Annotated in this window: 17 protein-coding genes; 3 read left to right on the top strand and 14 right to left on the bottom strand. The window is 47.4% G+C overall.

What is annotated here, in order from left to right; genetic code table 11:
- Positions 1–7 precede the first annotated feature (7 nt).
- From dsrA to A3193_RS10235, 5 genes are all read right to left on the bottom strand, one after another.
- Positions 8–1,270: a dissimilatory-type sulfite reductase subunit alpha gene (dsrA, locus tag A3193_RS10250; protein WP_414630417.1), complete on the bottom strand. Its 1,263-nt coding sequence runs from the start codon at positions 1,268–1,270 to the stop codon at positions 8–10.
- Positions 1,271–1,456: 186 nt separating this feature from the next.
- Positions 1,457–2,419, bottom strand: a complete 963-nt coding sequence (locus tag A3193_RS10245) for a YeeE/YedE family protein (protein WP_162273703.1) — start codon at positions 2,417–2,419, stop codon at positions 1,457–1,459.
- A 72-nt stretch (positions 2,420–2,491) separates the two neighbouring features.
- Positions 2,492–2,809, bottom strand: coding sequence for a thiosulfate oxidation carrier complex protein SoxZ (gene soxZ, locus A3193_RS20060; RefSeq protein WP_071933791.1), 318 nt, complete (start codon positions 2,807–2,809; stop codon positions 2,492–2,494).
- 31 nt (positions 2,810–2,840) lie between these two features.
- The gene (locus tag A3193_RS10240; RefSeq protein ID WP_069014637.1) at positions 2,841–3,308 is read right to left on the bottom strand and encodes a thiosulfate oxidation carrier protein SoxY; all 468 of its coding nucleotides are present in this window, start codon (positions 3,306–3,308) and stop codon (positions 2,841–2,843) included.
- A 433-nt stretch (positions 3,309–3,741) separates the two neighbouring features.
- Positions 3,742–4,623 carry a phosphate ABC transporter substrate-binding protein gene (locus A3193_RS10235; protein ID WP_235614952.1) on the bottom strand — a complete coding sequence of 294 codons (882 nt, stop codon included), beginning with the start codon at positions 4,621–4,623 and terminating at the stop codon, positions 3,742–3,744.
- Positions 4,624–5,221: 598 nt separating this feature from the next.
- Between A3193_RS10235 and A3193_RS10230 the strand changes: the two genes are divergently transcribed.
- A complete protein-coding gene (locus A3193_RS10230) occupies positions 5,222–6,376 on the top strand; it encodes a diguanylate cyclase (RefSeq protein ID WP_069014636.1) in 1,155 nt (384 codons plus the stop codon).
- 234 nt (positions 6,377–6,610) lie between these two features.
- Here the strand turns inward: A3193_RS10230 and A3193_RS10225 are convergent, their stop codons facing one another.
- The 8 genes from A3193_RS10225 to A3193_RS10195 form a co-directional block, all read right to left on the bottom strand.
- Entirely contained in the window at positions 6,611–8,206 is a 1,596-nt protein-coding gene (locus A3193_RS10225) for a thioredoxin-like domain-containing protein (protein ID WP_235614951.1), read from the bottom strand.
- 158 nt (positions 8,207–8,364) lie between these two features.
- Positions 8,365–9,429, bottom strand: coding sequence for an ATP-binding protein (locus tag A3193_RS21090; protein WP_071938092.1), 1,065 nt, complete (start codon positions 9,427–9,429; stop codon positions 8,365–8,367).
- A gap of 10 nt (positions 9,430–9,439) precedes the next feature.
- Positions 9,440–10,213, bottom strand: a complete 774-nt coding sequence (locus A3193_RS10220; RefSeq protein WP_069014635.1) for a TorD/DmsD family molecular chaperone — start codon at positions 10,211–10,213, stop codon at positions 9,440–9,442.
- Entirely contained in the window at positions 10,213–10,878 is a 666-nt protein-coding gene (locus A3193_RS10215) for a 4Fe-4S dicluster domain-containing protein (protein ID WP_069006526.1), read from the bottom strand. Before A3193_RS10215 ends, A3193_RS10220 begins: the two co-directional genes overlap by 1 nt.
- A 17-nt stretch (positions 10,879–10,895) precedes the next feature.
- Positions 10,896–13,460: a molybdopterin-dependent oxidoreductase gene (locus A3193_RS10210; protein WP_069006527.1), complete on the bottom strand. Its 2,565-nt coding sequence runs from the start codon at positions 13,458–13,460 to the stop codon at positions 10,896–10,898.
- A gap of 25 nt (positions 13,461–13,485) precedes the next feature.
- A complete protein-coding gene (locus tag A3193_RS10205; RefSeq protein ID WP_069006528.1) occupies positions 13,486–14,277 on the bottom strand; it encodes a hypothetical protein in 792 nt (263 codons plus the stop codon).
- A 117-nt stretch (positions 14,278–14,394) separates the two neighbouring features.
- Positions 14,395–15,405 (bottom strand): hypothetical protein, encoded by a 1,011-nt coding sequence (locus tag A3193_RS20700; protein ID WP_201258778.1) that lies wholly within the window; start codon positions 15,403–15,405, stop codon positions 14,395–14,397.
- Positions 15,406–16,435: 1,030 nt separating this feature from the next.
- Positions 16,436–17,215 (bottom strand): hypothetical protein, encoded by a 780-nt coding sequence (locus A3193_RS10195; RefSeq protein WP_069006529.1) that lies wholly within the window; start codon positions 17,213–17,215, stop codon positions 16,436–16,438.
- Positions 17,216–17,418: 203 nt separating this feature from the next.
- Here A3193_RS10195 and A3193_RS10190 point away from each other — a divergent pair, with 203 nt between their 5' ends.
- Together A3193_RS10190 and A3193_RS10185 are read left to right on the top strand one after the other, a co-directional pair.
- On the top strand, positions 17,419–19,275 hold the full coding sequence (locus tag A3193_RS10190; RefSeq protein WP_069006530.1) for an ATP-binding protein: 1,857 nt from the start codon (positions 17,419–17,421) through the stop codon (positions 19,273–19,275).
- A complete protein-coding gene (locus tag A3193_RS10185; protein WP_069014633.1) occupies positions 19,272–20,639 on the top strand; it encodes a sigma-54-dependent transcriptional regulator in 1,368 nt (455 codons plus the stop codon). The genes A3193_RS10190 and A3193_RS10185 overlap by 4 nt, the downstream gene beginning before the upstream one ends.
- A 9-nt stretch (positions 20,640–20,648) precedes the next feature.
- On the opposite strand, the gene A3193_RS10180 is transcribed toward A3193_RS10185, so the two are convergent.
- Complete coding sequence (locus A3193_RS10180) at positions 20,649–20,981, bottom strand: c-type cytochrome (protein WP_068987239.1); 333 nt, start codon at positions 20,979–20,981, stop codon at positions 20,649–20,651.
- Positions 20,982–20,987 lie beyond the last annotated feature (6 nt).

Genomic DNA, 20,987 nt, shown 5'->3' with positions numbered 1-20,987 from the left:
TCACTCCTCAAGCCACATCCGCTGACGGATCGTCATTGGGATGGTGTTCAAACCACTTCTGGGCCTCTTCCTCCCACTGATCGGTGCGCACATAGGAGTTCTCCCGTGGATGCACGATCATATTGGGGTCCACATCAATACTCAGCGCTTCGATGAAGTTCACCAGACCGATGCGTTCAATCATCTCACCGATGCGCTCATGCTCCAGGGCATTTTCAGCAAAGAAGTCGATGGTCTCCTCTGCCAGAGCGACCAGTTTTTCATAATCCGACTCATTCTCGAGCTTCATGAACGGGATCATCATGGTGCCGAAACGATCCCCGATCTTCAGGGTTCGTTTACCACCGATCAGCAGGCTGACGCCTCTATCCTTACCGGGGGAGAGCGCCTTGGGCATCACATTGAGACAGTGCATGCAGCGCACACAGTCGGCATTCTCCACCTCCAGTCTATTCTCATCGGTCAGTGAGAGTGCGTGGGTGGGGCAGCGGCTGATGACGTGGTCGATGATGTATTGCCGGCCTTTATCAGAGAGATACTGTTTCACTTCTGTCTGATCCACCTGCATATCGTCTCGCCAGGTACCAATTACCGCAAAATCGGCACGCTCGATGGCATTCATGCAGTCGTTTGGGCAGCCGGAAACCTTGAACTTGAATTTATACGGTAGCGCCGGCCGGTGCATCTCGTCGAGGAAGTTGTTGACCAAGCGACGATGGATCTCATGTTCGTTGGTACAGGATTGCTCGCAACGACCGGATCCCACACAGGACTGAGCAGTACGCACACAAGGTCCGGCACCGCCTAAGTCAAAACCATATTCATTGATCTCGTTGAAGAAGTGTTGGGTGTTTTTTGTGTTCGCTCCGATGAACATGATGTTGCCCGTCTGACCGTGAAAGGTGACCAGGCCGGAGCCCCACTTCTCCCAGCTGTTTGCCAGTTGCCGCAGGATATCTGTGGTGTAGTAGTTTCCCGCAGGGGGTTGTACGCGCAGTGTATGAAACTCCTTCGATTGCGGAAACAGATCGCCAACGCTTGAGAAGCGGGGAATGATCCCGCCTCCATAACCAAAAACACTGACCGTACCCCCTTTCCAGTACCCCTTTCGGGTCTCATAGGAGTACTCCAATTGACCCAGCAGGTCATTGGTGGTTTCTCTAATTCGGCGATCGGGATGGGTGTCACGCAGTCTTTTGATGCCTGTGACAAAGCTAGGCCATTCGCCACTTTCCAGCTGATCGAGCATAGGTGTCGGGTGAGACTTCATCAAAATGTCTCCTGTTCCTGGCTGCTCAACCCATCAATCCCGGCTGATGCTGTGCCATTTTTACCGAACATGATTGTCGTCTGTATCCCCCAATAATAGTTGATTAAAAAAGTAGGTTAATATCACCTTTGGAATAGACAGACTCAATCTCTGTTGCAAAAATCAGGCTTTGAACCCCCATCAGGGTTATTTGGTTCTTTTATTTATCCATGTCAACGTCAATGACATTCCGGACAAAATAGCGCCAACCGCTATGAGTGATGTGATCGAAAACGTGGAGAGGCCGGAGAGTCCCTGTCCAATATTGCAGCCACCGGCAAAAACCGCCCCAACCCCCATCAGGATACCGCCCAACAGATAGCTGCCAACCATTGAACCTGCAGGGGGTACCCATTGAAATCTGCCGGATATGAGTGCGCTGACGAAAGCGCCTATGATCATTCCCGGTAGTAGATAAAAGGCGAAATGGTTGCCTGTAACCTCACCTGTCGATATATAAACCGCACCACGAGAAAGGGGGCCCGCGACCGCGATGGAGGTGGGTGGCAATTCAAAAAAATCATCCTGGCCCAGTACGCCGGTTATCCACCAACTGATAACGACACATAGGCCGATGCCGCTACCATAAAAGATATAGGACCAGTTGTTTTGTTCTCTTAAGTGACGGTAAAGATAGATTATGCCTGACACTACTACCATAACTGGCAGCAGATAGTGAGGTTGACCAATCAATTTGGAGAGTGAGGCATCACCTGGTTCAAGATCAATGGCTGATGAGGCAACCCACGCCCTGGCTGGGTCCAATATACCAATCAATGTAGCCATCCCGGAGAGTGCAAATGCCAATAGGGTGACAATTGCACCGATATTGCCTTCTGCAGACCGAACCAAAGTTCTCGACGCGCATCCACCGGATAACATAGCTCCGATACCGAATATGAGTCCGCCAAACAGTGCACCAGCCCAATTAAAGGTCGGACGTCTGTAGAGAGATGTGCCAATATCGACCAAACCGATCAATTCGAGAATAAGCGTTCCGGATAGTGCAACAAGGATAGCGGCAATGTAGCCATCCAAATGCCGGTAGTCCCCCATCAATTTTGAGTTACTGATCGCAGAGACCGCACAAAATCCTGATCTTTGTGCCAAAAGACCGAAGATTCCGCCTATGACCAACCCTCCACCGATTAGCCATGCTTTGGATAGTTCATCCATAATGTTTTATTTAATCGTCGTAGTTATCATGTTTGACTTGCCCAAGTTGTCTGTCCAGGTGATAGTTATTGCTTCTCCTGCCTCTCCTGAAAGCAATCTGAATGATAGATAGGGATTTCTCGATACTCCCCAACCCCAATGACATGAAAGTACGACAACTCCTCTATGTTCACATGTCAACTCTCTGATAAAAAAACGTGGAATCTTCACTTCGGTTACTTTGTCTCTACGATTGCCTGTTTCCATAGGGTGTCTGAGGAGCATGCGTACTTGTACATAACCCGATTTTTTTCTCGCCAGAAGCTTATGCTTTTGTGTAGACATAACAATAACCTCAAATTCAATTGTGGGAGACTCAGGTACATCCTCCTGAGGTTACTTTGATCTTTTTGCTCGCGCTGAAATAGCCGTTGTCAGTCTCGACTACTGCTATGATGGACCCGGATCCCCCCATCTTGATTCTTGTACTGATTGTTGGTGCGATATTCGAAGTCATTTGATATCTGGCAATGACTGGATTGGGGTTTTTGTCAGATAAAACAGTGATTGTCTTTGTTGCTTTAAGTTCACTTGTAATTGTGACCGGAACGGTACTTCCATCCTCAACGATTTTATCCACTTTGAGTTTCACTCGATCACTGGTTTGTAACTTGTGAAAGGGTTGCCCGGTAATCCCTTTAATTGCACGATCAATCGTGTCTGTATGGAAGAGATGCTTTGGCCAGTTTGCACTGATTTTGGATGAGTAAAACCCGAAACCAGACAGGACAAAGGTGTATAGACTTAGCATGATTCCTGACTTTAAGAGTTCTCTTCGCTTCATGATATTCACCCTGACATGGCCCATAGATGGTCATCTTTCCGCATTCACTGATTGTGAAATTGTTTTGGTTCAGACCTGTGTGTTTACGATATCGTATAAACCAGGATAGTCTTTCTCAACTTAGATCCATGTCGTTTTAGTTTTTTCAAATACTCCCTGCATAAGTTTGCCTCTTGTTTTGACTAAAAAAGAGGTACAAAAATTCACTTTTTGAGTTGCAGGCGATTAACTATATTTAAATAACGTTATAAATAGAGGATCTACAGACCTTGGTTTTATATTACAGCTTCTTATATGCAGAGGAGGGGGTGATTAAATCAACTCTAAGGTAATGAATCTACTCATTATATTGGTAGCTAGAAGGGAACTGTCAGGCTTTTGTTACGAAATAAGTGGTGTGGTAGGAGAAAATCTCAATACCGATTGGCTCAACTCAATTTCTGATCTTCCTTGAGTCAGACCATTGACGCTGTAGATTACTGCTTAACCAGACCGCTTCGAGATAGGGTACAACGCCATTATCACGCATAATATCGCGTCCTTCCCGGCTGTGTGTAAAACTCAGAAAGCGTTTGACCTCGGCGTAGTTGTCACTCTCTCTGTTGCTTATGATATAGAGGGGGCGATACAGGGTATAGGAACCATTTTTGATATTCTCAAAACTGGGTTCTTTACCATCCAGTTTGAGGATTTTGAAGTTACGCTTACGAGCACTGCTGATTCCGGTCATACCGATTGCATTTGGATTTTTCTCTATCGCTTTTTCCAGTGGCCCTGAAGAAGGGAAAAACGCACTGCCCTCAAAGCTCATTTGTGGATTGTTGAACAATAACTGTCGAATCGTATGCCCGACACCGGATATCTTTCCTTCACGCACATAGAGATCCAGCGGTTGGTCAGAACCGCCCAATTGAGACCAGTTGTTGATTTTACCGGTATAGATGTCACGCAGTGATTCCAGGGAGATGGAATCGATCTGATTGGCTTGGTTGACCACAACTGTCAAGGCATCCCAAGCCACTGGATTGAACTTGATCGAGGCACGGGATGCATCGTCATCATTCACACGGAAGCGGCATGATCCGCCTACATCGACGGACTTTGAAATGACTTTCTGAATCCCCTTGGTGGCACCACCGCCTTCCAACTCTATCTTGATGCCGGTTTTTCGCTCATAAGCAGAAGCCAGTTCGGCCATGAAAGCCTTTTTGGTAATGCCACATCCTGCCCATTTTAGCTCAAGTCCATAACTTGAAAGTGAAAAGCTAAGCATGAGTAGAAAGATCAACTGTTTTATCGATATCTTGACACTCACCGATGCACCTCAGGGTAGAAAGACCCTTAACCAAGCACCCGGGTCAATAAAATGGCTCGAATATCCTGATCGAGTTATTTAGATATTGAGACGATCATAGAGCATGTCTACCAAAGGTAAATTATGGTTTTCCATAATTAGTAGTCCTGATCACCATAAAAAAGTTTATTCATTGATGCTGGTTCGTAAGAGGTTTTCCATGATTGACTATGCTAATAATTATACTAGTGTCTATTGGATTAGTGTTTACAGGCCCTAACTCGATGAGCTTGGGTATAAGCTAAAATTATATTCAGGCACTTAGCAGCGCAACATGAGGTTGTCTGCTTAAGTTACGATTAGATGGTATGTGTGGTGTCTCCGGTAATGTGTGGCAAGCCTCAAGAATTGCCTTGTTGCCTGTCAGTTTGTTACGAATTATGACAATTCAATCAAAAGTGGCATGAGACAGATCAATTAAACTGGAAATTCCAATTATCACTCTGCTATCGTAGGTTTCTCTGGTGAAGTAATGTCATATACTGGATTTATGAAAATTCCGCCAGTGGAAGATCAGAGGTCTTCTAAGCGAAACCTGATCTGATGATTTATCTGTATCATGCAGCCCCAAGAAAGAACCGCAATCCTTAATCAATTTGTTCTGCTCTCAGCTCTGTTTCTTTTTGGTATGCTTCTGTTGCTCTCCTATTTCTATGGGAACCTGTCAGATAGCCTTCTGCAAAAGCACAAAGACGATGCCCGTGAAGTATCACAAATCGGCATGGGTGTGATCCGTTATTTCTATAAGCTGGAAGTGGCCGGGGAACTGTCAATGGCTGAGGCAAAAAGACTTGCAGCCAATGCACTGGAGAATGCTACTTATAAGAAAAATGGCTACTACTGGATTAACCTGGGTAACGGAACCCTCTACATGCAGCCTCACACTCCGGAACGGGTAGGTATCAATCAAATAGACTGGACTGATATCAAAGGCAAACGGATTTTTGAAGAGTTCATCCATGTCGCCAAGCGAGGTGGTGGCTGGGTAGAGTATTACTGGAAAAAGCCACATAACAGTATGGAGTTCCATAAGGTTTCCTATGTTGACTATTTTGAACCCTGGGATTGGGTTTTGGGAACAGGTAAGTATCTTGATGATATCGAGCAGGAGACAGAGGATATCATTATCAGAGGATCAACACTGGCGACCATACTGCTGCTGATCTTCATCGGATTTTCAGTTTTCTTCGGCTCCCAATTGATCGATAGATTAAGTCAGCTGGCAGTCAGGGACTCTCTTACCGGTCTTTACAGAAGGCGCTACTTGATTGAGAGCATTCCATCCCTTATCAAACTTCAGCAAAGAGAGTCCAACGGTCTGATGGCAATTCTGTTCATGGATATCGATCATTTTAAAAAGGTTAACGATACTCATGGACATGCGGCTGGAGATGAAGTGCTTACCACGATTGCTGGTTTGCTTAGACAACGCTCAAGACCCAGTGATCTACTGATCCGCTATGGTGGTGAAGAGTTCGTCGTCGTGGGGCAGTTTGATAATGAGGATGCAATCTTAAGTTATGCTGAACGTATACGTGATGTGATTTCCGACTATCAATTCGTTGTTACAAAAAATAGCTTCAAGATGACCATAAGTATTGGTATTGCGGTTTTCATCCCCGGCGAAGAATCGTTTGAAAAAGCAATACAGAGAGCAGATACCTATCTCTATCAAGCAAAACAAAACGGTCGGGATCAAGTGATAATGCAATAGATGTTCAGAGCTAACCAACTGACAAATTAGCAGGCATCTCTTAGACTATTAAATCAGGTTAACTTTAGTTGTTTGAAATAATAGGATTGGTAGGAAAGGTGTTTTCAAGGAGTGTCGATTTCAGCACTCATATTCTCAGCTGAGACATGCTGTATATGTGAACCATTGTATGGTTCTATCTTGAATTACTAGGTTTCATATCTTAGATATATTCAGATTTGTGTGAAGTCATAATTACTGAATAGGTTGAATATTAAGCAGCCTCGGTTCTCCACTGTCTATGTCGTATACAACAATACGATCGTTATTTGTATCTGTGATATAGAGTCTGTCCTCATAAAGTGCCAACCCTCCTGGTTCGTTTAGCTGCAACTGACCATCTACAGTACTAAGAAATCCTGGTTTGCCATCACCAATCAGCGATTCCACTGAGGATGACTCAAGGTCGATTCTTTTGAGTTTATGATTGTAAGTGTCAGCGAGGTAAATCGAGGTTTGGTCTTTCACCGATATACCGAGTACATGTTGTAACTTGGCGCTCTGGAGATCACCATCTCTATCTCCAAAATCGAATAATCCCGTACCCAACAGAGTTTCTACCAGATTATTTTTGAGGTCAATCCGTCGTACTGCTGAAGCTTCGGAGTCAGCAATATACAACCAGTCATGGTCAATGTTCAGCCCGCTCGGTTGGCTGAAGGTTGCCTGTTCTACATCACCATCCTGGATGCCCTCACGCCCTGATCCGGCGAAACGACTGAGCTGATTGCTGCTGATGTTGTAGACCCAAATCTGATGGCTACCGGCCATTGCGATAAATAATCTATCATCCAATAAAGCGAGTGCCCAAGGTGAGGCCATGCCGATTGAGTTGGCCTGGAATTGACCACTGCGTTTTCGCTCTAAAGAGCCGTTTCCAGCTATGGTAGTAACGCTGTCATTATCGAGGTCTATTAATCTAAGCAGATGGTTGCCGGTATCCGCTACATAGATATGATTGTTGTTGAATAGCACTCCTTGTGGTGAGCTGAAACTGGCATCGGTGAAACTGCCATCTTGTTTGCCAGGAGTGCCGGAACCAACGATATGTTTGATCTTGCCACTGTGATTGGTAACGATAATCCGATTATTGAGGGAGTCGCTAATCGCGATAGAGTTACTGTTTACAGCGACTTTTCCCGGTGCCGACAGGAGTGTTGTGTCATCTTCTTCGCGCTCCAGTTTTACAGGTATGGGTGAAGGATTAAGAACTGCCTCATGCTGAGCTAGAAGCTCGGATATCTTATCATCGATCTGAGTATACCGACCTTCTCCGACCACTTTTCCGAGAACCTCACCCTTGGGGTCGATTAGTACTCGAGTAGGCCATGCCCGCATTCCATAGTAGCTGGCGAGTAATCCATTTACATCATTGATCACAGGGTGGTCGACACCGTATCGGATCACGATTTTTTTCAGGGTTTGCAGGTTTTTCTCATTATCGAATTTTGGAGTATGTACACCGATGACCAGTAATTGATGGCCATACTTATCTTCCAGTTTTTTTAGATCCGCCAGTACATGGATACAGTTGATACAGCCATATGTCCAGAAATCCAGGATAACAACTTTGCCCAACATGTCGTCAGCGGTCAGCGGGCGTTCAACATTTAACCATGGTAAGCCGGGAGCAAAATCGATTTGCTTCTTGACGGGTTTACTCTGATTAACGATTCGTTGTTCAGGCTCCGGAGATTCAGATGAGCAGCTGGTAGCAAAGATCGCCACCATTACGAGAATGGAAAGTTCTAAGTAGAGGGCAAAACATGCAGATTTACGCAAATTAATCATAGTCTTATGTTTCCGATCTTCTGAACCTTGAATTGAAGTAGAGCATAGGAAAGCAGATAAGTCTGTAGCGTAGGAGAAAATGTTATGAACTTGTTATATTTATCTTATCCATGGCCTATTGGGTCCTGTTCACAGGAACCCAATAACTCTTCGGACTGTTAATCCATTACTTGATAAAGGTTACTCTGATGATTGACTTGAACACAAATTCTGCATATTGATTGGTGATTATCTGACGGTGAGTGCGCCGGGTTGCCACAGCTCGAACACGTAAAGGTATTCAGAGCCAGTGTCTGTTGTGGCAGATTTGTCCACTTCATGATAGTGATCGCCTGTCTCTCACATACGTCCCGACAAATCCCACATTCAGTACAGGCTTCAGGCCGGATTTTATAAAATTTACTCTCACTTTCGGTGATTAGCCTGATCGCATTGTGTGGGCAGGTATTTACACATGCGTCACAGCCATCGCACAGGGTACTGTTAATCTGTGGTACATAGGGCCAGATTGTTGTTCTATTCTCGTTCGGCATTAGCTTACCTGGTGGAATGGCAGTCGTTGCTGGTTGTTTTTGTTTAAAATGAGTGGATGGACCATTGACACTGTTCTCCAGTGCTCCTCTTAAGAAAGCTCGGCGACTGAGATTTTCTGACGGATGGGTGTCCTCCGCCCTTGACTGGATACGTTGCCATTGTACGGAATCAGTTTCGTGATAGTCGATGCGTGGAAGTCCTTCCTCAACCAAAGCAAAATTAATCTGTTGAATTCGCTGGTAAAGGGTAGTACTAGATCCTCGTTGGCACTCTGAGCAGTTACCGGTTGCACACACCCATTGTATATAGCCCTGATTATAGAGATTGAGTATATCGTTGAGACTGATCAGGTGAACGCAAGGTAAAACGCCTTGGTTGTCCTTTATTCCAGTATGTTCGCAGGCAGAGAGTGCGATCTTTCCCTTTGCCAGGTCACCGGTCAATATTTCATATTGGATTGAGACAGCACTTTCAGGACAGACGGGTAGACAGAGTCCACAGCCATCACAAACAGACGCATCGAAGAGTAAAGCTTCGTCATCCAGGGCCCAGGCCTGTGTGGGGCAGACATCCACACAAGCAGAACAACTGGCGATTTCAATCAGACTATGTACGCATCGGTCAGGGTCTACAACCGGTAATCTCTCTTCCTCTCGTATCCGATTGAAAAAATCCTTGAGAAATGGCATATGGGGAACACTAAACGGCAGGTCCAATACCTGGCATATAGCTCATTGTTACTTCTTGACTCACCGAATTGGACTTCATTCTCTCTTCTATCTCCTCCGCAGATGGTCGGGGGAGGTTGGTGATTGTGGCAATGAGATCCCTTAACTCCTCACAATAAGCCCCTGTCAATAGGGCGATACCTGCATAGTAGGGTGTCGCTGAACGATGGACCACTCGTGATGTAAATTGGCCAAGCCAACGCAATAGATGTTCATCCATGAATCGCGCAATATCCTCTAGCTCTTTTATCGATTCAGAAATCGAGAATAGGTGAGAAATGAATTGAAGTTGCAGCACCAAGTCATCATCTGGACGGATACGCCAGTTTTCCGCTTTCAGACCATAGCTCTCATACCAGGCTCTAACCTGAAACATGCTCTCTTGACAGGTCAGCTTCTCTTCGTCGATCCATACAGACTCCAGTGGTGAAGCCTGCAGGCTATGATTCAGATAGATATCTGCAAAGTCTGCTGCTAACGTATCGAGATACTCATCATCAAACTGTTCAGGCATCATTTCAATAACACGCTGCATAAACTGGTTAGCCTTTTTTCCCTCTTCACTGACCAGATTTAGCGCCATAGTGCTGGGGAATTCATATTCCACCAATAACTCAAGAAAATCCGCATCCGGTTCCTTGGCGTGTAAGCGAGTCAGCATTAGAAAGTCATCCGAGATTACTTGCAAAAAGCTTTTGATCTGCGAATGATTCGAGTTGTCGTTCGGGTCAGTAACCAGCTTCATTATTTGACCTTTCCTTTGCTATGCGCCACAAATCCGATCGATGGTTTGGTCAGCTCTATGTTTGCCATGTTCTTGACTTGTTTCGAGACTTTGTCTGTAGGACCGACTGCTACGGTGTCTAAGCTACCCCTCCAGATTTCATCGATGGACCCGATATCCAACACCCGCATCATACAGGCCATGACACAATATGGCTTACGCCCCGCCTCGATCTCATCCACGCACATATTACACTTCTTGACGATGTTATCGTTTGGATCAAACTGTGGCGCACCAAATGGACAGGCCGCCTCACAACGTCGACAACCGATACACAGCGTGGAATCGATATCGACGATGCCATCCTCCTGACGTTTGAATATCGCCCCTGTGGGGCAGGTTGGCAGACAGGCTGGTGATTCACAATGGTTACAGGACATATTGACCTTATAGGCATAGACGTCCGGATAGGTGCCACCTTCGATATATTGAACCCGTCTGAACCTTGGTCCGGCCGCCAGTCCATTTTTATCTTTACAGGCGATTTCACAAGCCCGGCAGCCGATACAGTCGACATTGTTGTGTACAAATCCAAGCTGTTTATCGGGTACAACCGGTGTATAGGTCTCACGTTTACGACGCTTTACCGCAGCTTTAATCCTGGCTTTGTCTTTATTGCTTGTCATCGATCTCTCCTCCAGGACTAAAGGTCACGCCTAAACACATGTGCTCGGGATGTGGCCAACTGGTCCCAACCAGGCCGATGTTCCAGGTCCGTTTTCTTGATATTGCACAATACGGTATTGTACGCGAATGCTCCGGCTGGACTTGGCTCGTCCAGGGTCAACATGTCCGGGTTACCCGCCCGGTCGACACCCTCAGCGTCCAGATCGATCCATACTCCCTCATGCAGTACTGCCACCCCTGGCATGCAGCGCTCTGTAACATAGGTCGGTACCACAACCCGGCCACGTTTGTTCCAGATTTCAACTGTATCACCGGTTCTGATACCAAGTTTTTTAGCATCTGCGGCATTCAGTGTTACCTCTTGTTCGTAAGTCTCACGTAACCAGCTGCAGTTGTTGAATATGGAGTGGGTTCTCCATCGAGGGTGGGGTGAGATCAGGTGAAAGGGAAATTCACTGGTCTTTGGACTGTTCAGAGATTCCCAGGGCTCGATCCATTTAGGTATGTAGGGGATCTCGTAGCCATACATGGTTTTCTTCCAATCGGTGATCTGTGCCAGTTGTGAGGCCAGTATTTCAATCTTGCCGGAAGGGGTCTGGAACGCTTTACCGTTCTCTATTTGTTCCCTGAAGGCAACGTGCGGTTGGTCGAGTTTGAATTTATAGACGCCTCGTTGTTTGAACTCATCCCAGGACATATCCACATGCTGGTGGCCTATCACTTTCTTTTCCCACCACTCCTTCAGATAGGCTTCATCCACATTGTCATTGACATGAAAATAGTCTCGGTTTGCTTTTGGGTTAAAGGCCTGACCGAATACATCACCACCGATTCGGTAGGCGAGTTCAGTGAAAACCTGGAAATCAGTTTTCGATTCACCCATCGGCTCTATCACCTTGGGACGATGGATGTAGTAGTGCCCTTTATACCAGGGCAGTGCCACATCATGGCGCTCAAAGTGCGTAGCTATGGGCAGCAGGATATCGGCATACAAGCCCGATGGAGTGATGGTTGAGTCCATGCAGACCACCAGTTCCAGCTTGTTGATCGCCTCAATCTCTTTATTGATGTTTGTAAGTTGATTGAACCAGTCGGACCCCTGCCAGAAGATGCCTTTGATATTCGGGATCTGCCCGTCGGTATTGTCCTGGCGGGGCCATAGTCCTATCTCTTCTCTTTTTACATTAGGATAGTTGAGTACGCAGTGGGCCCAGCGATCAGATTTTATGGACTGAAACCAGATGTTGGAGTATTGATCGTAAGGGTATGCCACTGCTTCGGCATGCCAGGCCTTGCCAACACCCTCAGCACAGCCACCAAGGATGCCGATATTACCGGTCATCGCCTGCAGGGCAGCAGCCATTCGGTTGTATTGCTCACCATAGGCATTTCTTCCCGGTGCCCATGATGCCTTCAGTGCCGCAGGTTTGGTACGGGCATACATATCCGCCAGTTTGATGATGTCTTCGGCCGGCACACCGCAGATTTTTGAGGCCCACTCCGGTGTTTTGGGTTCATTGTCATATTTGCCCAGGATATAGTCCTTGAAATTCTCCTTATCCTTGGCCCAGTCCGGCATTGTCCCAGCGTCCATGCCTTGACAGAATTTGTCGATGAACTCCTGGTCATGCAGATCGTTGGTGAAGATATAGTGGGCCATGCCCGCCATCATCGCCGCATCCGTATTGGGTCGAATCGGAATCCACCAGGCGTCGTAAGCGGCTGCAGAGTCGGTGTATTGGGGATCGATCAAGACAAATTTACAACCGCGCTGCTTGGCCATGCGCATGTACATGAAGGTATTGCCGCCATGGAAGGTGTAGGCGGGATTCCAACCCCACATGATCATCAGATCCGAATGGGCAAAGGTATCATCCTCATTGCCATCCTCAATGGTGCCAAAGGTCATACGTGAGCTGAAGGTGGTTCCCTGGTAGGAGGGTACCGACCATGAGCTTGTTCTACAGCCAAACATACCCAGAAAGCGGCCGAGCAGGCCCTCGATCTGATCGGATTTATGCAGCACCCCATAAGAGGCGCCGGCGTAACTTTGGTCTACCAGAGCGGTAGGCCCGTAAGTGTCCTTGATCTCGACCATTTTACTGGCTACATGCGTCAGGGCCTCATCCCATGAGATACGTTTGAATTTCCCCTCACCCCGCTTGCCAACCCGCATCATGGGGTAGAGCAGGCGCTCAGCTGAGTAGAGCCGTTGCCGATAGGAGCGCCCTCGAAGGCAGGCACGCAGTTGCGGTTCTTCGTTATCGTCCTTACCGAAGTGGCCATTCCGCTGGTAGCGACCATCGTCCGTGGAGAGACGCACGATCACATCATTCCACTTATGGGCGACCAACATATGCCTTGAGCCACAATTATGGGCACAACTGGTTACCACCGTTTCGAGTTGATCGTCTGTCGGATAGGGTTCGTAGGCAAATGCTTTGGCCTCCTTGGCAGTCTTCATTTCCACCAAACCACCGGCAGCCAATGATGCGCCACCCACGGCTGCAGATTTCAGGAATGAGCGCCGGGAGAGATTCAATCGCTCATTCAGACTCTGGGTCAGTTTTTCTATACTCATCCGTACCTCACGCTGTCAGCGGTTGCTAGTTTGCTGCCTGCTGGATCTCTTTCCGGAACCTGGGTTCCGATTCGGTTGGTCTATCCCTGGCCCATCCTGGGGTGACTTTCGACATGCTTTTCCAGGGATGTCGGGGGTAGGGGTAGGCAATGCGATACCATTGACGACCACCATGACAGCCGTAACAGACATCTGAATTCGCTTTACCGGCAGCCTCTATGGCTTCCGCTTTCAAATAGTTGACCTGGTGCCGCTCAGTGCGGATATAGGAGTGACAGAGAAGGCAGTTGTTTTGAAAGTTTTTTCGCGATTCTCTCCATGGAGCGGGAAGGCCCATCAGTTCATAGGCATTCGCTCCGTGGCACATCAGGCAGATGTCCGGATTGACCGATTTACGAAGTGTCAGATCCTGGTTGTCATGGTCTGGTGGTATCACCGCCTCTTCTCTTAAATCATTACCCTGGTGGCAGGTGTTGCATTTTAAATCCATCAGCTCGGTTGCCAGTGGTGTCACCAAATGGCGGCGATGAAAGGTCTCCTGCTCACCTTCATAGGTCGACAGGGTTTGATACCAGGCCAAAACTTCTGTCGATGTAATGCCTGCCGGTGACTGATTCAGTACCTTCCTGTCCAGTATCTCTTGATGGCAGCTGAGGCACTGTTCATCTTTTGCGTTATCGATATCCGGTTTGAAATGAATTGGGTGCCAACGTGATCGTTCGTAATCTTCAGGACCAATATCACGGGCAAAAGCCGGATCAATTGATAACAGCATCGGCAATAGTAGTGGAATCAAGGTCCTGATGGGTAAAATCATTAGATCTTCCTCAGATGAAGCCCTATTGGAAAATATGAAATTTAATTATTAGGATTCGAGCGCGTCCCTGCGCTCTGGGGAGTGTTATGACTGGATATACCAGTCACAAACAGTCGACTAACGCCAGCCACTCATTCCTGACATGCCATCCATACCTGACATACCGGACATGCCACCCATACCGGACATGCCACCCATACCGGACATGCCACTCATGCCACCCATACCGGACATACCACTCATGCCACCCATACCGCTCATGCCAGACATGCCGCTAGCCGGGTAGAAGAAGATCTGTCCCTGGGGGGTGATCTTGAAGTAACCGGACATGCCGCCCATACCGGACATACCGCTCATGCCGCCCATGCCACTCATACCGCCCATGCCGGACATGCCACTCATACCGCCCATGCCGGACATACCACCCATGCCGGACATACCGCCCATGCCGGACATACCGCCCATGCCGGACATACCGCCCATGCCGGACATACCGCCCATGCCACCCATACCGGACATACCGCCCATGCCGGACATACCGCTCATGCCTGAAGGCTGCCAAACCCACTGGCCGCCCATGCCACTCATGCCGGACATACCGCCCATGCCACTCATACCGGACATGCCGCCCATGCCGCCCATGCCACTCATACCGGACATACCGCCCATGCCACTCATACCGGACATGCCGCCCATGCCGCTCATACCGGACATGCCGCCCATGCCACTCATACCGGACATACCGCCCATGCCACTCATACCGGACATACCGCCCATGCCACTCATACCGGACATGCCACTAGCAGGATAGAAGAAAATCTGTCCCTGGGGGGTGATCTTGAAGTAACCGGACATGCCACCCATGCCGCTCATACCGGACATACCGCCCATGCCGCTCATACCGGACATGCCACCCATGCCGCTCATACCGGACATGCCACCCATGCCGCTCATACCGGACATGCCACCCATACCGGACATGCCGCCCATGCCACCCATACCGGACATGCCGCCCATACCGGACATACCACTCATGCCTGCGCTAGCGAGCGGGGCAACAGCAAGTGCTACGACCATCCCCATCGCTTTGATCACTCCTTTCAGGTTTGGCATTCGAATAATTTTCATAGTTTTCGCCTCTAGTTGTAGTAAATTTTTATACCTTAAATAAAGAACCGTTCACTGCTTTGTAGTCGCCACATCAATCGAGCTTGGTTCTATTTGATACCAACGCTACTGATGCCATTGACGAATATCATATGGACCTCTCATGCCTGGGCGGGTGAAAGGTGTGTACCAGTTACCTTGGTTGTCAAGGAAGTGGAGACTTCTGGGGTAGGGTTGTTGAACACCTGTCAAGGATGATTGGTACCAAGCTTTATTACGCGATACCTGTTTCATGACCGGTGCATTCATTGGCCGTTTGGAAGGCTCTAGACCAGCTACGGGATAACCAGCCATGAGCTGTAGTGGAAGTAATACAAACAGACCAGTGCAGGCAGTAGCTAACAGCCGCATTCTAAAACCCTCCTCGATTCGTCTTTGTTATCAGTACAGGTTGGCAAGAGTTACAAGGCAAGGGCTATGCCAGTGAGTAGGTTTTAGATTTTCTCTATTGATTTCTAAGGGTTTTTTTTGATTTTAAAGCTCTATCTCAGATAATGCCTGAATCTATTACTCTGACGATTTGTCATGCTGTAGTGAGTCGGTTTAAACATGTTGCGATTGCAGAATCGTCAAGGATTTGGGTTGAGATAGAATTTAAATATTATTTTTCATTCGCTTAGACGATATTTAGCAGTTTACATTTCAGCTTTGGATAAGATTTTGATTGACTGACATTTCGTCATACAGGGCTGTTACCCCTATGCAATTTGCAGGCAGACCCAAACCGGGGAGTGGAAGGATGGTGTTTACCAACCACTCCTCATGTCTGTTTTAAGGGCCTGTTAGGACGATTTCAATCGACTCTTTAATTATGGAAAAGGGTCCATCAATTAGGGGGAGTGTTCGGCTGTTCCTCCTTTTCCCTGATGACAACCGCACCACACCCATTCTGTCGTGCTGGATGAAAATGAACCTCAGCCGGGCAGATCGGTTTCGTAATAACAGGCCCTAGATAGAGATGAATTATGATCAGGGTATTCTATCTCTATCACTACTCAATTAGGACGACGGACGCATCGGAAGCACGAATTGCCAGTTGGTGTTCGAGTGGGTAGGGTTCAGATTCTCCAACAATGCTGACCAGATAGATGCGATTTATCTTACGGATGCGGCCCACCTGAAGCCCCGTCGCTCCCGTTGTGTTGAGCCACTGTTTTGCAACATCCTGTGCTTCAGACCATTGATCAACCGGCAGCGACCCACTGGTAAGTTGGAAGTGATCAATGCGGCACTCTGTTTGTTGTATATTAGTAGATGCTTGTGGTTGATCTTCTAAGGCAGAAATATCCACCGGATGAAAAAGCAGTGCTCCCCGCTGATCTCGCTCGATATGCCAGTATTTAAAGCCTGACAAGTCACTTGGCAGATTGTCTGTCATAGTCTCAAACGGAGCTGTGGTTATCTGCGGAGTTGCATTCGGGCTCTTATCTGAGGGGGGCGTTGTCGTTGCAGGGATCAAAATTAATGTGTTATCTGAATCCCATTCAACCTGCCATCCGTGGTTCTGCAACGCTTCTCCAAACTTACGTATCTCAGCTGTTTCTCTTTTTCCTGACGGAATGTCAGTGGCAATCTCTTTTTTCGGTTGACGATAGATAACACTACCATCCGCAGCGGTGTACTCCTGCCATCCCTGCTGTTGCAGGGATTCGCGTAACGACTCACTAAGGTTATTGGCCGGTTCCGCTAAGCCCGCAATTGGTAACCATAAAAAGGCCCACAACAGCTGGGTTGTGATGTGGAAATCGGAAATTGTATTTTTTTTTCTCATTCTCGCTCCTCCTCCAGATAGGATATTGCGTTCAGATTCCCAATTTATGAGCAAAACACAAGCCAAAGAGCTGAAATTGAGGCTTCAAGGAGAAAAGAATCATTGGATTCTCCTTTGAAACATGACAAATTGTCAGAAAAACGGGTTTTTTTTAATATTACAATCAGGACATCTGATCCTGAGCAACTGAGTTGTTACAAGTGATGAACTGGATAAGCGACAGCCTGAATAGAAAATTCATCCTCGGTACCACATCAGGTCTCGTCATAAGTACCCTGGTATTTCTATTGCTCTACATACCGATCTATCAATCGGAACTGGAAGGTGCGAGAGCGGATACCGCCAACCAAGTCAACAAATTGCTGCAGGTTTCCCTGGAGAATGCCATGCTCAAGCGAGACTTGCCTGGCTTGAGTGAGATGGTGAAAAAGCTCGGGGAACAAGAGGGTATCGTCAGGGTTTTCATCACCAATCCGGCCGGTGAGATCCGTTTCAGCAGTCGTGAAGGGGATTTTGGTAAAAAACTGGAATCCCCCTACCTGGCCAGTCTTCAAACAACCCACTTCATACAGAATGAGTCACAGCAGGAGTTGCTGCGCAGCATCAATCCCGTACACAACAAGCCAGCCTGTAAAGAGTGTCATGGTCCGGCTGAGCAGAATCCGATCAACGGTATACTCTATGTCGACTACGACGCCAGCCCAATCAGACACAAGGTAAGTACTACCACCCTGATGCTGATGAGTGCAGGATCCCTGATTGTGATTCTCAACCTGGTCGGTGGCTGGTGGTTCATACACAGTCATATTCTCAGACCGGTCAATCAGCTCACTAATGCAAGTCAGGAGTTGACGGGTGGGAATTTACAAACCCGGGTCGACATGCAGGGGTCAGATGAACTCAGCCGACTTGGCTCTACCTTCGATCTGATGGCAGAGCGGTTGCATGAGAAAATGCTTGAGTTGGAGGAGCAGCGGGGATTCCTGCAGGCACTGGTTGATGCCATCCCGGACGGGATCAGGATTATTGATGAAAACTTCAAAGTTGTGCTCGTCAATAAAGCCTATTGCGAACAACACAGGCTTGAGGATAGATTGGAAGTCGGTGCAACCTGTTACGGTGTCACGCACAACTGTAACAAACCCTGTCCGCCAACGCTGATCAACTGCCCGATTCATGAAATGTCGCTGAGCAAAACGCCGATCAAAGTGGTGCATCAACACCACCGCTTGGATCTTACAACCTTTGAGGTGGAGATTTTTGCGGCGCCGATGACGATTCGGCAGGGTGGGAAGGAGAAGACCCTGATTGTTGAATCAATTCGTGATCTTGAAAAAGCGGTTAAATATTCCCAGGAACAGAAACTCTCAGAATTAGGGCGTCTGGCCACAGGTGTGGCTCATGAGATTCATAATCCTCTGGCATCACTTAAGTTGGCAATGGATGCCACCAAGAACGAGATTGTTGTCAGAAACAACTTCACGGATAACATCAAACAAAATTTTGAACTGATTGATGATCAGATCAATACCTGTATTGAGATTACCGGCAAGTTGTTGAAGCTGGGTGCCTTGCCACAGGAAAACTTGGAGCTGGTCGATGTTGCTGCTGCTATCAATGACACACTTGCGCTGATCAGATGGCAGGCAGATGAGGCGAACATCACAATTGAAGAGAAGTATGAGAATGAGACCCTCAGGGTCCTGGCCTCTGACAGTGAAATCAGGATGGTAGCTCTCAATCTCACGCAGAATGCATTTCATGCCATGCCGAGTGGTGGCATTTTAACGGTTTCCGGCTCGGTCGTTGAGGATAAGGTTCAGATGGTTTTCTCTGATACCGGTGCTGGGATCCGGCCTAAAGATCTACCCTATATTTTTGACCCATTCTTCTCGCGTCGTGCCGACGATGTCAGAGGTACGGGTTTAGGTCTTTCAATCAGTTTGGCGATAATAGAAAAATATGGTGGGACCATAAATGTGACCAGTGAAGTTTCTATTGGCAGTGTGTTTACTGTGGTACTGCCGAATGCTCAGAACGAACTGGAGGGGGATAGATGAAATCCAAACTCGTAGTAGTAGAGGATGACGATACGCTCAGGACTCTGATGATACAGCATCTGTCTAATATGGACTATGAGGTGGAAGGGCTGAGTCGTTGGCACAGTGTAATGGACTACCTGGAAAAGTATGAGCCATCGTTGATTATTACTGATGCCCGTCTGCCTGATGCCAATAGTCTTGAGTATATTGAAAAAATATCGGTCAACTATCCAGTTATTGTTTTGACTGCATTTGGATCGGTGCGCGATGCCGTAAGCGCCATAAAAGCCGGCGCAGTGGATTATATATTAAAGCCTGTCAGTCTCGATACATTGACAATAACCGTTGAGAGGGCACTCGATAATGCTGCCTTGCGTAGAGACCATATGTTCTGCAAAAGGCAGTTGGAGCAGAGTATTCAGCGCAACTCCTCCCTGGTTGGAAACAGTGCTGAAATGGCTGAACTGAAACAGATGATCGGTGCTGTGGCGCCTAACGATATTACTGTATTGATACAGGGGGAGAGTGGCTCAGGTAAGGAATTGGTGGCACGGGCCATCCATGCGCACAGCCATAGAAAAAAACACAACTATGTTGCCGTTGACTGCTGTACGCTCCAGGAAAACCTGTTTGAATCAGAGTTGTTTGGCCATGAAAAAGGCGCATTTACCGGTGCTGACAAGCAAAAGAAGGGCCTGATCGAAGGGGCAGAGGGCGGCACGCTGTTTCTTGACGAAATTGGTGAAATCAACAGTAGCGGTCAGGCCAAACTTTTGCGTGTACTCGAAACCGGGCAATACCGAAGGTTGGGAAGTACCAAGGATCTGACAGCGAATGTCAGAATTGTCGCTGCTACGAATCGGGATTTGGAAACCATGTCGGCTGAAGGTAACTTTCGTTCCGATCTGTTTTTCAGACTCAATGCATTCAATATTGTTATACCGCCATTACGTGACAGGCGTGACGATATACCGGAGTTGGCTGCGCACTTTGTAAGAAATCACAATTTCTCGACACGCGTTATCAAGAACCTCTCTTCATCCGCGATTCGTTCGTTGGTCTCATATGACTGGCCAGGTAACATCAGAGAACTGAAGAATGTGATCGAAAGGGCAATTATTCTCTCTGGTGACCGACAGATCATTAAGCCTGAGCATTTTTCATTTAGCCGTATACTTGGCAAGAGTGAAGGAGCTGTCACTCTGAGTTTTGATCACGATCCTTCCATGGAGGAACTGGAAGCACACTACTTATCCTATCAGTTAAAGAAATACTCCGGGCGTCGGGGCAAAGTGGCCGAAGTCATGGGTATCAGTGAGCGAAGTATCTATCGTATGATCAAACGCTACGAGTTAGATGAAAATAGTTACAAAGCAAGCTGATCGAGATAGCTACTGTTTGGCTAGCCAAACTGAAATGAAACGTATCTCCTGCTCACTGACTGCGCTCATGATGCCTTTCATCACACTTGACATACTGTTTGAACGACTGCCGTTCTTGAAATCCCTCATCTGATTGTAAAGGTAACCCTCGTTTTGCCCAGCTATGATTGGGTAATAAGGTGTTGTTGGTGTTCTGCCATCCACTCCATGGCAACCGGCACACGCTTTCGCCAGATAGAGACTGGCAATATTGCCATCTGAATTCTCTGCATAAGCGCTGGAAATCGCTATTGTGGCGATCAGAAGAAAACTGGATCTACCAATGTATTTTGATTTTTTCATATCAAC

Origin of the sequence: Candidatus Thiodiazotropha endoloripes, from assembly GCF_001708965.1 — a bacterium.
Taxonomy (GTDB): domain Bacteria; phylum Pseudomonadota; class Gammaproteobacteria; order Chromatiales; family Chromatiaceae; genus Thiodiazotropha; species Thiodiazotropha endoloripes.
The sequence above is the reverse complement of the archived record's forward strand: the minus strand, read 5'-3'. Positions and strand labels throughout refer to the sequence as shown.